The sequence below is a fragment of the Leclercia sp. M50 genome, from assembly GCF_037150775.1.
Classification (GTDB): Bacteria; Pseudomonadota; Gammaproteobacteria; order Enterobacterales; family Enterobacteriaceae; genus Enterobacter.
Map to the genome: position 1 here is coordinate 1 of NZ_JBBCPK010000101.1, position 13676 is coordinate 13676.

Below are 13676 nucleotides of genomic sequence, written 5' to 3' on the forward strand. Positions count from 1 at the left end.
GTAACAGGCTCTCTGACGGCGATTCAGGAAGCCAGTCGTCGTTAACGGTCCAGTTCGTCTGTCGCTATTTGCGCTGGAAAAGAGACATAAAAAAACCCGCCGAAGCGGGTTTTTTATTGAGCGATTAATTAAGCGCTTTTCTTCGCTTTCTTATCCGCTTTTACCAGCGTTTCTACAGCTGCCGGTGCAGCAACCACACCTTCAGTGTATTCGCGGCCATAGAAGGTATCCAGCAGGATCTGTTTCAGCTCTGCGATCAGTGGGTAGCGCGGGTTCGCACCGGTACACTGGTCATCAAAGGCATCTTCAGACAGCTTGTCTACGTGTGCCAGGAAGTCAGCTTCCTGAACGCCAGCTTCACGGATAGACTTAGGAATACCCAGTTCTGCTTTCAGGCTTTCCAGCCATGCCAGCAGTTTCTCGATCTTCGCAGCAGTACGATCGCCAGGAGCACTCAGGCCCAGGTGGTCAGCAATTTCTGCGTAGCGACGACGAGCCTGCGGACGGTCGTACTGGCTGAATGCCGTCTGCTTGGTCGGGTTATCGTTAGCGTTGTAACGGATAACGTTAGAAATCAGCAGGGCGTTCGCCAGACCGTGAGGAATGTGGAACTGAGAGCCCAGCTTGTGCGCCATGGAGTGACACACACCCAGGAAGGCGTTAGCAAACGCGATACCGGCGATGGTGGCAGCACTGTGCACACGCTCACGGGCAACCGGGTTTTTAGAGCCTTCGTTATAAGAGGCTGGCAGGTTCTCTTTCAGCAGTTTCAGTGCCTGCAGAGCCTGACCGTCAGAGAACTCAGACGCCAGTACAGAAACATAAGCTTCCAGGGCGTGAGTTACCGCATCCAGACCACCGAATGCACAGAGTGATTTCGGCATGTCCATGACCAGGTTGGCGTCAACAATCGCCATGTCCGGGGTCAGAGCGTAGTCTGCCAGCGGGTATTTCTGACCTGTTGCATCGTCGGTAACAACAGCAAACGGCGTCACTTCAGAACCGGTACCGGAAGTGGTGGTGACGGCGATCATTTTCGCTTTCACGCCCATTTTCGGGAACTTGTAGATACGTTTACGGATATCCATAAAGCGCAGCGCCAGCTCTTCGAAGTGCGTTTCTGGGTGCTCGTACATTACCCACATAATTTTGGCTGCGTCCATTGGGGAGCCGCCACCCAGCGCGATGATCACGTCTGGTTTGAAGGAGTTTGCCAGCTCTGCGCCTTTGCGAACAACGGACAGGGTTGGGTCAGCTTCAACTTCGAAGAAGACTTCAGTTTCCACGCCAGCCGCTTTCAGAACAGAGGTGATCTGGTCTGCGTAGCCGTTGTTGAACAGGAAACGGTCAGTCACGATGAGCGCACGTTTGTGGCCATCAGTAATCACTTCATCCAGCGCGATTGGCAGGGAGCCACGGCGGAAGTAGATAGATTTCGGAAGTTTATGCCACAACATGTTTTCAGCTCGCTTAGCAACGGTTTTCTTGTTGATCAGATGCTTAGGACCAACGTTCTCAGAGATGGAGTTACCACCCCATGAACCACAACCCAGAGTCAGGGAAGGCGCGAGTTTGAAGTTATACAGGTCACCGATACCACCCTGAGAAGCAGGGGTGTTAATCAGAATACGTGCTGTTTTCATCATCTGACCGAAGTGAGCAACACGTTCTGGCTGGTTGTCCTGGTCGGTATACAGGCAGGAGGTATGACCGATACCGCCCATAGCTACCAGTTTCTCCGCTTTAACAACCGCTTCTTCAAAATCTTTCGCGCGGTACATTGCCAGCGTCGGAGAGAGTTTTTCGTGCGCAAACGGCTCGCTTTCGTCAACGATATTCACTTCGCCAATCAGGATCTTCGTGCTGGCTGGAACGGTGAAACCTGCCAGTTCAGCAATTTTATACGCTGGCTGACCTACGATGGCGGCGTTCAGTGCACCATTTTTCAGGATGATGTCCTGAACCGCTTTCAGCTCTTTACCCTGCAGCAGGTAGCCGCCGTGGCTGGCGAAACGTTCGCGAACGGCATCGTATACGGAGTCAACAACCACAACGGACTGCTCGGAAGCACAGATTACGCCGTTATCGAAGGTTTTAGACATCAGTACAGAGGCAACAGCACGTTTGATATCGGCGGTTTCGTCGATAACAACAGGGGTATTACCCGCACCTACGCCGATAGCCGGTTTACCGGAGCTATAGGCCGCTTTAACCATGCCTGGGCCACCAGTTGCCAGAATCAGGTTAATGTCCGGGTGGTGCATCAGAGCGTTAGACAGCTCCACGGAAGGCTGATCGATCCAGCCGATCAGGTCTTTTGGTGCACCCGCAGCGATCGCCGCTTGCAGAACGATATCTGCAGCTTTGTTGGTGGCATCTTTAGCACGTGGGTGTGGAGAGAAAATGATCGCGTTACGCGTCTTCAGGCTGATGAGCGATTTGAAGATAGCAGTAGACGTTGGGTTGGTGGTTGGAACGATACCGCAGATGATGCCGATTGGCTCAGCAATGGTGATGGTACCGAACGTGTCATCTTCAGACAGAACGCCACAAGTCTTCTCGTCTTTATAGGCGTTGTAGATATACTCGGAAGCAAAGTGGTTTTTGATCACTTTATCTTCGACGATACCCATACCAGATTCGGCAACGGCCATTTTAGCGAGAGGGATTCGAGCATCTGCAGCAGCCAGAGCGGCGGCGCGGAAGATTTTATCAACCTGTTCTTGGGTGAAATTGGCATATTCACGCTGGGCTTTTTTTACGCGCTCTACAAGTGCGTTAAGTTCAGCGACATTAGTAACAGCCATAATGCTCTCCTGATAATGTTAAACTCTTTTAGTAAATCAGCTGCTCGACACGAAAACAGTATAGTCAGCGTCATTGCCACTTGCTTAACTTACGTAAAAACAAGGTGTTAATGTTTTTATCGTTCCCCTGATTTACTAAAAGAGCCTCCCATCAGTAGCCTACGTTCAGACTCTGAGTCTCCCTGGTGGCGTAATCAAGATTACTCACTTCTGAGTACCGAAAACATGATCTGTATCAATTTATCCATAAGCTGATACCTTTCAGCAGGGGTATTTTAGGGCATTTCGTCAGTTGTTAAATAATTGCAAAACTAATTGAACCATAACAACGTATAAAGTACACAAATATTTTACAGCGTTACATCACCATATTTAGCATTATTGTGGTGAACTGGCGGCATAAAAGGCGTATCGTCTGCGCGGTTACTGTGGATGCCACATTTTATATTGAGACTTGCTAATCAGCGGAGCTAACAGTGAGCCTATCGCTCTTTGATTTCCCAACCTATTTTAAGTTTTTTATCGGTCTGTTCGCGCTGGTGAACCCGGTGGGTATTATTCCCGTCTTCATCAGTATGACCAGCTATCAAACCGCCCTTGCCAGGAATAAAACCAACCTGACGGCAAATTTGTCTGTGGCCATCATCCTGCTGACGTCGCTCTATCTTGGGGACTCAATATTGCAAATTTTTGGCATCTCAATCGATTCGTTCAGAATTGCCGGTGGGATCCTCGTAGTCACCATTGCCATGTCAATGATCAGCGGCAAGCTGGGTGAGGACAAACAGAACAAGCAGGAGAAATCAGAAACCGCCATCCGCGAGAGCATTGGCGTGGTGCCGCTGGCGTTGCCTTTGATGGCAGGGCCAGGGGCTATCAGTTCTACCATCGTATGGGGAACGCGTTACCATAACCTGATGCATCTGATTGGCTTTTCGATCGCCATTGCTCTGTTTGCCTTCTGTTGCTGGGGGGTATTCCGTATTGCGCCGTGGCTGGTACGCCTGCTGGGCCAGACAGGCATTAACGTTATCACCCGTATTATGGGGCTGCTGCTGATGGCGCTAGGGATTGAATTTATTGTAACCGGTCTGAAATCAATCTTTCCGGGGTTATTAGGTTAATCCTTCAAATGAAAAAGCGGAGCCCTGGGCTCCGCTTTTTTTGTCATTATCAGCAAATCATATAATGAAAGTTGAAAATCGCTTTAACTATAATAAATTTTATTAATAATTTTGTTTTGTTCATTTTCAATCACTTGCCTGTTCCCATGCCGCTCACCTGCTCATAAACCGCGCAATACGTCTGTTATTTTACTCACACAATACTCTGGGGCTTGCTGCAAGATTACTGAGATGATATTAGTAATTTGCTGAATGATTTAGATGAATGTGCTAAATAATAGACAGTTGTTAATTTTTTGTACAAAAAAGAGAGCGCTTCTGGCATCGCGGTGCGCTCATCCATAACACTATCTTCATCTCATTGAATATTGGTCACTTTTTTCTTTTTCGGTGCGCGACATAGCAGGCCACGGCATGACGGTTCCTTCCGTAAAAGAGAATTGGTTAACAAATTTGCAAAATGTATTGGCACCTAAGTAACTCATTTGGTACTTTCCGGCCATTCCATTTCAGCGTAATTCTTCTAGTTGAGAATCTTTTTCATTAACGATTTTGACCTATAAGAATTAATACATGCCTCGGCAGGGGAGGCATGTCACAAATCGACGCAAGGCGGCCAGACGAGCCGCCAGTAATAGTAAAGTCGGTGATAGCGAGAAGTAAAAAACGCCTGACGGCAGCATAAACTCCTACGTTGTCAGGGAACCCCTAAAAAGGGGAATTAAACAGGCTGGTAAAAACCAGTAATTATAAAGAGTGGAGTATCAACACAATGTCCATCATCACAAAAAAAAGTCTGGTAGCTGCGGGGATTTTAACTGCGCTAATCGCAGGCAACGTTGCAATGGCTGCTGACGTCCCTGCTGGAGTTCAACTGGCGGAGAAGCAAACGCTGGTGCGTAACAACGGTGCTGAGGTTCAGTCTCTGGATCCGCACAAGATTGAAGGTGTACCGGAGTCTAACGTTAACCGCGATCTGTTCGAAGGTCTGCTGGTCACTGACGTAAACGGCCACCCGGTTGCGGGTGTAGCTGAAAAATGGGAAAACAAAGACTTTAAAGTCTGGACCTTCCACCTGCGTAAAGACGCGAAATGGTCCGATGGTTCCCCGGTTACCGCTCACGATTTCGTTTATAGCTGGCAGCGTCTGGCAGATCCTAATACTGCCTCACCGTATGCGAGCTATCTGCAGTATGGCCACATCGCCAATATCGATGACATCATCACCGGTAAAAAACCGATTACCGATCTCGGCGTAAAAGCGATCGATGACAATACGTTCGAAGTTACCCTGAGCGAGCCGGTCCCTTATTTCTATAAGCTGCTGGTTCACCCGTCCGTCTCCCCGGTTCCAAAAGCCGCGGTTGAAAAATTTGGCGATAAGTGGACTCAGCCCGCCAATATCGTGACTAACGGCGCCTACAAGCTGAAAGCCTGGGTCGTTAACGAACGTATCGACCTGGAGCGTAATACCAACTACTGGGATAACGCGAAAACCGTCATTAACCAGGTCACCTACCTGCCAATCTCTTCTGAAGTGACTGACGTTAACCGCTACCGCAGCGGCGAAATCGACATGACCTATAACAACATGCCGATTGAACTGTTCCAGAAGCTGAAGAAAGAGATCCCTGCTGAAGTACACGTTGACCCGTACCTCTGCACCTATTATTACGAAATCAACAACCAGAAAGCGCCATTCACTGACGTTCGCGTTCGTACCGCCCTGAAGCTGGCGCTGGATCGCGATATCATCGTCAACAAAGTGAAAAACCAGGGCGACCTGCCAGCGTACAGCTACACCCCACCGTACACCGATGGTGCGAAGCTGACCGAGCCAGAATGGTTCAAAATGACCCAGGAACAGCGTAATGCAGAAGCGAAGAAACTGCTGGCCGAAGCGGGTTATACCGCAGACAAGCCGCTGACCTTCAGCCTGCTGTATAACACCTCCGATCTGCATAAGAAACTGGCTATCGCAGTCTCTTCCATCTGGAAGAAAAACCTGGGTGTGAACGTGAAGCTGGAAAACCAGGAGTGGAAAACCTTCCTGGATAGCCGCCATCAGGGCACCTTTGATGTGGCGCGTGCCGGCTGGTGTGCGGACTACAACGAGCCGACCTCTTTCCTGAACACCATGCTGAGCGACAGCTCGAACAACACCGCGCACTATAAGAGCGCAGAGTTCGATAAGCTGATCGGCGATACCCTGAAAGTGACTGACGAAGCGCAGCGCGCCGATCTGTACGCGAAAGCGGAACAGCAGCTCGACAAAGATTCTGCGATCGTACCGGTTTACTACTACGTGAACGCCCGTCTGGTGAAACCGTGGGTAGGTGGATATACCGGGAAAGACCCGATGGATAATATCTACGTTAAAAACTTGTATATTATCAAGCATTAATGGCAATGAGTGGGGCGGGCGCTGTCTGCCCCACGGTGTCTACTCATCGTAATATTATATAGGCACACGCCAGAAGGTACAGGCAATGTTGAAATTTATCCTACGTCGCTGTCTTGAAGCGATCCCAACGCTATTCATTCTTATCACGATCTCCTTCTTTATGATGCGTCTCGCGCCGGGAAGTCCATTCACCGGTGAACGTACGCTGCCGCCAGAAGTTATGGCGAATATCGAAGCGAAATATCATTTAAACGATCCTATCTCCACCCAGTATTTCAACTATCTGAAACAGCTGGCCCACGGTGATTTTGGTCCGTCGTTTAAATATAAAGATTATTCCGTAAACGATCTGGTGGCGTCCAGCTTCCCCGTTTCGGCGAAATTAGGCGCCGCGGCGTTTTTACTGGCCGTTATTCTTGGCGTCACGGCGGGCGTTATTGCCGCGCTTAACCAGAACACGAAATGGGATTACACCGTTATGGGGGTGGCAATGACCGGTGTCGTCATACCGAGTTTTGTCGTGGCCCCCTTGCTGGTCATGATATTTGCCATCACCCTGAAATGGCTGCCCGGCGGCGGCTGGAATGGCGGGGCGCTGAAATTTATGATCCTGCCGATGGTCGCGTTGTCTCTCGCCTATATCGCCAGTATTTCGCGTATCACCCGTGGTTCAATGATTGAAGTGCTGCACTCGAACTTCATCCGTACTGCCCGGGCCAAAGGGCTGCCGATGCGCCGCATCATCTTCCGTCATGCGTTAAAACCTGCGCTGCTGCCGGTGCTCTCTTATCTGGGCCCTGCGTTCGTCGGGATTATCACCGGGTCAATGGTTATCGAAACCATCTATGGTCTGCCGGGTATTGGTCAGCTGTTCGTTAACGGCGCCCTTAACCGCGACTATTCACTGGTACTGAGTCTGACCATTCTCGTTGGCGCGCTCACCATCTTCTTTAACGCGATCGTCGACGTGCTCTATGCCGTTATCGATCCGAAAATCCGCTACTGACACTGGAGCTCGCCATGATGTTAAGTAAGAAAAACAGCGAGGCGCTGGAAAACTTCAGTGAAAAACTCGAAGTGGAGGGGCGCAGCCTCTGGCAGGATGCACGCCGTCGCTTCATGCATAACCGTGCTGCGGTTGCCAGCCTGATTGTCCTGGTCCTTATCGCCCTGTTTGTAACGCTCGCGCCGATGCTGTCGCAGTTCACCTACTTCGATACCGACTGGGGCATGATGTCCAGCGCGCCGGATACCGAATCGGGCCACTACTTTGGTACCGACTCGTCCGGACGTGACCTGCTGGTCCGTGTGGCCATCGGTGGACGCATTTCGTTGATGGTAGGGATCGCAGCAGCCTTTGTTGCGGTGATTCTGGGTACGTTATACGGATCGCTCTCCGGCTATCTCGGCGGCAAGGTCGATTCGGTGATGATGCGTATTCTGGAGATCCTCAACTCCTTCCCGTTTATGTTCTTCGTCATTCTGCTGGTAACCTTCTTTGGCCAGAACATTTTGCTGATCTTTGTGGCTATCGGCATGGTCTCCTGGCTCGATATGGCGCGTATCGTGCGCGGCCAGACCCTGAGCCTGAAGCGCAAAGAGTTTATCGAAGCGGCGCAGGTGGGCGGGGTTTCGACCGGTAATATCGTGGTCCGTCATATCGTGCCAAACGTGCTGGGTGTGGTGGTGGTGTATGCCTCCCTGCTGGTACCTAGCATGATCCTTTTTGAATCTTTCCTGAGCTTCCTCGGCCTGGGTACCCAGGAGCCGCTGAGCAGCTGGGGTGCGCTGCTGAGCGATGGCGCCAACTCTATGGAAGTTTCACCGTGGCTGCTGCTGTTCCCGGCGGGTTTCCTGGTGGTGACACTGTTTTGTTTCAACTTTATCGGCGATGGCCTGCGTGATGCCCTCGATCCGAAAGACCGTTAAGGAGTGCCGCCATGACTATTATTGAAACGGCATCTGCCCCACAAGCGCATCAGCAGGGTAACCTTCTGCTGGATGTGAAAGATCTGCGCGTCACCTTTAAAACGCCTGATGGCGATGTGACTGCGGTAAACGATCTTAACTTCAGCCTGCGTGCTGGCGAAACGCTGGGTATCGTGGGTGAATCCGGTTCCGGTAAATCCCAGACGGCGTTCGCGCTGATGGGGCTGCTGGCACAGAATGGCGTTATCGGCGGCTCTGCCACCTTTAACGGTAAGCAGATCCTTAACCTGCCGGAGAACGAGCTTAACAAGCTGCGTGCCGAGCAGATATCCATGATTTTCCAGGATCCGATGACCTCCCTGAACCCGTACATGCGTGTGGGCGAGCAGCTGATGGAAGTGCTGATGCTGCACAAGGGGATGGGCAAAGCCGAAGCGTTTGAAGAGTCGGTTAAGATGCTGGATGCGGTAAAAATGCCGGAAGCGCGTAAGCGTATGCGCATGTTCCCGCACGAGTTCTCCGGCGGGATGCGCCAGCGCGTGATGATCGCGATGGCGCTGCTGTGCCGGCCAAAACTGCTCATTGCCGATGAACCGACCACCGCCCTGGACGTGACCGTTCAGGCGCAGATCATGACCCTGCTGAACGAGCTGAAGCGCGAGTTTAATACTGCGATCATCATGATTACCCACGATCTGGGCGTCGTGGCCGGGATCTGCGACAAAGTGCTGGTGATGTATGCCGGGCGTACCATGGAGTACGGTAAAGCGCGAGATGTCTTCTATCATCCGGCGCACCCGTACTCCATTGGCCTGCTGAATGCGGTACCGCGTCTTGATGCGGAAGGGGAGTCGCTGCTGACCATTCCTGGCAACCCGCCCAACCTGCTGCGTCTGCCGAAAGGCTGCCCGTTCCAGCCGCGCTGTCCGCACGCGATGGAAATCTGTAACAGCGCGCCGGCGCTGGAAGAGTTTGCACCAGGCCGTCTGCGTGCCTGCTTTAAGCCGTACGAGGAGCTGGTATGACAGCCATTGACGAAAAAAGAAATGTTCTGCTTGAAATCGCCGATCTGAAAGTGCACTTCGACATCAAAGACGGCAAGCAGTGGTTCTGGCAACCGGCGAAAACCCTGAAAGCGGTTGACGGCGTCACCCTGCGTCTCTACGAGGGGGAGACCCTTGGCGTAGTGGGGGAGTCGGGCTGCGGCAAATCCACCTTTGCCCGCGCGATCATCGGCCTGGTCAAAGCCACTGGCGGCAAGGTCGCCTGGCTGGGTAAAGATCTGCTGGGGATGAAGCCGGAAGAGTGGCGCGAGGTCCGAAGCGACATTCAGATGATTTTCCAGGATCCGCTGGCGTCACTGAACCCGCGTATGACCATTGGCGAGATCATCGCTGAGCCGCTGCGCACCTACCATCCGAAGATGCCGCGTACCGAAGTGCGCGACCGCGTCAAGGCGATGATGATGAAGGTCGGTTTGCTGCCGAACCTCATTAACCGCTATCCGCACGAGTTCTCGGGCGGCCAGTGCCAGCGTATCGGCATTGCCCGCGCGCTGATCCTTGAGCCGAAGCTGATTATCTGTGACGAACCGGTCTCCGCGCTGGACGTGTCGATTCAGGCGCAGGTGGTTAACCTGCTGCAAAAACTGCAGCGTGAGATGGGGCTGTCACTGATCTTTATCGCCCATGACCTGGCGGTGGTGAAGCACATTTCCGATCGCGTACTGGTGATGTATCTGGGCCATGCGGTGGAGCTGGGCACCTATGATGAGGTGTATCATAACCCGTTACACCCTTACACCAGAGCGCTGATGTCTGCCGTGCCGGTGCCGGATCCTGACCTGGAGCAGAATAAAACCATTCAGCTGCTGGAAGGGGAACTGCCGTCGCCCATCAACCCGCCGTCTGGCTGCGTGTTCCGTACCCGCTGCCCGATTGCCGGGCCGGAGTGCGCGAAAACGCGTCCGGTGCTGGAGGGCAGCTTCCGCCATGCGGTCTCCTGCCTGAAGGTTGACCCGCTCTGACCGGGTAAAAGGCAATAAAAAAGGCTGCAATCGCAGCCTTTTTTTATTCGCGCCAGAGTATGTGGCACAGCTTGTGGTCTTTCTCACGACACAGCAGAACGCGGGCAAAGATATCATTGATCTCGCCCCCGTCGGTCTCCGCCAGGCCAATTACCACCTCGGCGAAGAAGTCCGGGTTCAGGTCGTAATCGACATGTTCAGCCCAGTCTTCAGACGGATCGAACAGCTCGGCGCCGCCACGCTCTTCAAACTGCAAATTAAAGAGAATCACGTCAGCCGGGTCGAGATTATCGACGGCCAGTTCCAGAAAGATATCGTAGGCCTGCTCGAGCGTTTCGTCTTCGGTCAGGCGATTGTTCAGATCCATTTCCATGATGACTACCTGTTTAACATCGTTGGGCACGTTTTACAGCAACGGACTAAAGAAGTAAAACAGTCGTTCGGCAATTCGCTGCCATAGCGGCCTTTTCATCCACAGACGGGCATCCAGCAGGCGGGAGCGCGAGATATAATCATCCTGCACGGCCGCCAGATCGCCCCCAAAACCGGTATCGTCGATCACCAGCGTGATCTCAAAATTGAGCCACAGACTACGCATATCGAGGTTCACTGTTCCCACCAGGCTGAGCTCACCGTCCACCAGCACGCTCTTGGTATGCAACAGCCCACCTTCAAACTGGTAAATCTTCACCCCGGCTGCCAGCAGTTCGCTGAAAAAGGCCCGGCTGGCCCAGCCCACCAGCACCGAATCGTTCTTGCGCGGCAGGATGATACTGACGTCGACCCCGCGCTGGGCGGCGGTGCAGATAGCGTGGAGCAGATCGTCACTCGGCACGAAATAGGGGGTGGTCATGATCAGGTATTCGCGGGCGGAATAGGCGGCGGTCAATAACGCCTGATGGATCAGATCTTCCGGGAAGCCCGGTCCGGAGGCGATAGTGTGAATAGTGTGCCCGCTGGCCTGTTCAAACGGCATGATATTGGCATCCGGCGGCGGGGGCAGAATGCGTTTGCCAGTTTCAATCTCCCAGTCACAGGAGTAGACGATCCCCATCGCGGTGGCGACCGGGCCCTCCATGCGCGCCATCAGATCGATCCACTGACCCACACCGGCATCCTGTTTAAAAAAGCGCGGGTCGACCATGTTCATGCTGCCGGTATAGGCGATGTAGTTGTCGATGAGCACCATTTTGCGGTGCTGGCGCAGATCCATCCTGCGCAGAAACACACGCATCAGGTTAACCTTTAACGCTTCGACCACTTCCACACCGGCATTGCGCATCATGGATGCCCAGTTGCTGCGGAAAAAATTCACGCTACCGGCGGAGTCGAGCATCAGACGGCAGTGGATCCCCCGGCGTGCCGCGGCCATCAGGGATTCAGCTACCTGATCGGCCATGCCACCGGGCTGCCAGATATAAAACACCATCTCGATATTATGCCGCGCCAGCTGAATATCGCGGATCAGGGCGTTCATCACGTCATCAGAGGTGGTCATCAATTGCAGCTGATTGCCTTTCACCCCGGCAATCCCCTGGCGGCGCTCACAGAGCTTAAATAACGACGCGGCGACGTCACTGTTCTCTTCGGCAAAAATATGTTTGCAGGATTTCAGATCGTTCAGCCATTTCGCCGTGGAGGGCCACATCGCCCGGGCACGCTCGGCCCGGCGTTTACCGAGGTGAAGCTCGCCAAAGGATAAATACGCAATGATGCCGACCAGCGGCAGGATATAAATAATCAACAGCCATGCCATGGCAGAGGGAACGGCTCGGCGCTTCATCAGGATGCGTAATGTTACCCCTGCGATTAACAGCCAGTATCCCAGAATGAGCAGCCAACTCACCACGGTGTAGAAGGTTGTCATAATAAAAAATCCTTTTGAAAGCGTATTGTTAAGAGTTTACGCGTCAGGATTTTTCTGGCAAATAAAAACGCCAGATAAAAGCGCTGGTCTGCCGCAGGCAAGGGACTATAATGAACGCTCTGTTTTGTGAAGAGTTGGTAACATGAAGCGCAGTAGAACAGAAGTAGGGCGCTGGCGCATGTTGCGACAGACAAGTCGTCGCAAAGCGCGTTGGCTGGAAGCACAATCCCGCCGTAATATGCGTATCCACGCCATCAGAAAATGCAGTATGAACCGTCATCGCAATGCGTTGCTGTTCGCCGTTCAGGATTACTGAATGACACAAGGGCACCCACAGAGGTGCCCGATGTTTTTTATTCGCTACGTCAAAAAGGAGGATGAGGTGTTTGCGGATTTGGGTGTACTGAATTTCTGGACCTATGTTGTCGGGGCTATTTTTATTGTTCTGGTTCCTGGGCCTAATACCTTATTCGTTTTAAAAACCGGTATTGGTCACGGTGTGAAAAAGGGCTATCTTGCCGCCAGTGGCGTATTTATTGGCGATGCGGTACTGATGTTTCTGGCATGGGCGGGGGTCGCGGCGCTGATCCAGACCACGCCAATGCTGTTTAATATTGTGCGCTATCTCGGGGCGTTCTATCTGTTATGGCTGGGCGGCAAAATGCTCTGGTCGGTAATAAGGCATACACAGCAGGGCGAGGCTGGCGGTCTCGAACCGGCTAAAACCATAATGAAACGCTCGCTGGTGCTGAGTATGACCAACCCGAAGGCGATTTTGTTTTATGTCTCATTCTTTGTGCAGTTTATTGACGTTCACGCGAAGCACACCGGCGTCGCTTTTATGATCCTCGCGGTCACGCTGGAAATCATAAGTTTTATCTATATGAGCTTCCTGATCTTCTCCGGCGCGTTTGTTACGCGCTACCTGAAAACCAAAAAGAAACTGGCGAAGCTGGGAAATGGTTTAATTGGATTACTGTTTGTTGGCTTTGCGGCGCGGCTGGCATCGCTGAACTAATAAGAAAAGGCTCCTGGTACGGAGCCTTTTTTTATCCTAGAAAACTTTTTTAAACGGCTTCACTACGACGTTATCATACACGCCTGCCGCCACATACGGGTCGTCCTGCGCCCAGGCCTGTGCCGCTTCGAGCGATTCAAATTCGGCAATCACCGTCGAGCCGGTAAATCCCGCCGCACCCGGATCGTTGCTGTCGACGGCAGGCATCGGGCCTGCGGTCAATAATCTGCCTTCGTCATGCAGTAGTTGTAAGCGCGCAAGGTGGGCAGGGCGTACGGAGAGACGTTTTTCCAGAGAATCAGCGACATCTGCAGCAAAAATCACGTAAAGCACAGCGGAGCTCCTTAACCGATATAAAGTGGGAATTACGTTATGTGAAAGTGCAGGTGACTGCAATGTAAAGATGGCAACATTGTTAAAACCTTGCGCCTGATGTGCCTTTTTTTCGCCAGCTGGACGGTAAAATCGGGCGAAGTTTAACTGGCTTATTGAATATGATTG

12 protein-coding genes are annotated in these 13676 nt (G+C 52.3%); 8 read left to right on the forward strand and 4 right to left on the reverse strand.

The window, feature by feature from the left end:
* Positions 1-128: 128 nt before the first annotated feature.
* Positions 129-2807: a bifunctional acetaldehyde-CoA/alcohol dehydrogenase gene (gene adhE, locus WFM46_RS19585; RefSeq protein ID WP_336998306.1), complete on the reverse strand. Its 2679-nt coding sequence runs from the start codon at positions 2805-2807 to the stop codon at positions 129-131.
* Between the two features lie 476 nt (positions 2808-3283).
* Here adhE and WFM46_RS19590 point away from each other — a divergent pair, with 476 nt between their 5' ends.
* The 6 genes from WFM46_RS19590 (at position 3284) to oppF (ending at position 10290) form a co-directional block, all read left to right on the forward strand.
* Positions 3284-3931, forward strand: a complete 648-nt coding sequence (locus WFM46_RS19590; protein WP_103179918.1) for a YchE family NAAT transporter — start codon at positions 3284-3286, stop codon at positions 3929-3931.
* A gap of 772 nt (positions 3932-4703) precedes the next feature.
* The gene (gene oppA / locus WFM46_RS19595; RefSeq protein WP_114314720.1) at positions 4704-6335 is read left to right on the forward strand and encodes an oligopeptide ABC transporter substrate-binding protein OppA; all 1632 of its coding nucleotides are present in this window, start codon (positions 4704-4706) and stop codon (positions 6333-6335) included.
* A gap of 85 nt (positions 6336-6420) precedes the next feature.
* On the forward strand, positions 6421-7341 hold the full coding sequence (gene oppB / locus WFM46_RS19600; protein ID WP_103179916.1) for an oligopeptide ABC transporter permease OppB: 921 nt from the start codon (positions 6421-6423) through the stop codon (positions 7339-7341).
* 14 nt (positions 7342-7355) lie between these two features.
* Positions 7356-8264, forward strand: coding sequence for an oligopeptide ABC transporter permease OppC (gene oppC / locus WFM46_RS19605; RefSeq protein ID WP_103179915.1), 909 nt, complete (start codon positions 7356-7358; stop codon positions 8262-8264).
* A gap of 11 nt (positions 8265-8275) precedes the next feature.
* The gene (locus WFM46_RS19610) at positions 8276-9289 is read left to right on the forward strand and encodes an ABC transporter ATP-binding protein (RefSeq protein ID WP_336998307.1); all 1014 of its coding nucleotides are present in this window, start codon (positions 8276-8278) and stop codon (positions 9287-9289) included.
* Positions 9286-10290 carry a murein tripeptide/oligopeptide ABC transporter ATP-binding protein OppF gene (oppF, locus tag WFM46_RS19615; protein ID WP_103179913.1) on the forward strand — a complete coding sequence of 335 codons (1005 nt, stop codon included), beginning with the start codon at positions 9286-9288 and terminating at the stop codon, positions 10288-10290. The genes WFM46_RS19610 and oppF overlap by 4 nt, the downstream gene beginning before the upstream one ends.
* A gap of 43 nt (positions 10291-10333) precedes the next feature.
* On the opposite strand, the gene WFM46_RS19620 is transcribed toward oppF, so the two are convergent.
* Positions 10334-10663 carry an HI1450 family dsDNA-mimic protein gene (locus WFM46_RS19620; protein WP_103179912.1) on the reverse strand — a complete coding sequence of 110 codons (330 nt, stop codon included), beginning with the start codon at positions 10661-10663 and terminating at the stop codon, positions 10334-10336.
* A gap of 33 nt (positions 10664-10696) precedes the next feature.
* The gene (gene cls / locus WFM46_RS19625) at positions 10697-12157 is read right to left on the reverse strand and encodes a cardiolipin synthase (protein WP_103179911.1); all 1461 of its coding nucleotides are present in this window, start codon (positions 12155-12157) and stop codon (positions 10697-10699) included.
* Positions 12158-12299: 142 nt separating this feature from the next.
* Between cls and WFM46_RS19630 the strand changes: the two genes are divergently transcribed.
* Entirely contained in the window at positions 12300-12473 is a 174-nt protein-coding gene (locus WFM46_RS19630) for a YciY family protein (RefSeq protein WP_139156347.1), read from the forward strand.
* Between the two features lie 66 nt (positions 12474-12539).
* Positions 12540-13175: a leucine efflux protein LeuE gene (gene leuE / locus WFM46_RS19635; RefSeq protein ID WP_336998308.1), complete on the forward strand. Its 636-nt coding sequence runs from the start codon at positions 12540-12542 to the stop codon at positions 13173-13175.
* Between the two features lie 36 nt (positions 13176-13211).
* On the opposite strand, the gene WFM46_RS19640 is transcribed toward leuE, so the two are convergent.
* A complete protein-coding gene (locus WFM46_RS19640; protein ID WP_032611245.1) occupies positions 13212-13508 on the reverse strand; it encodes a YciI family protein in 297 nt (98 codons plus the stop codon).
* Positions 13509-13676: the final 168 nt, after the last annotated feature.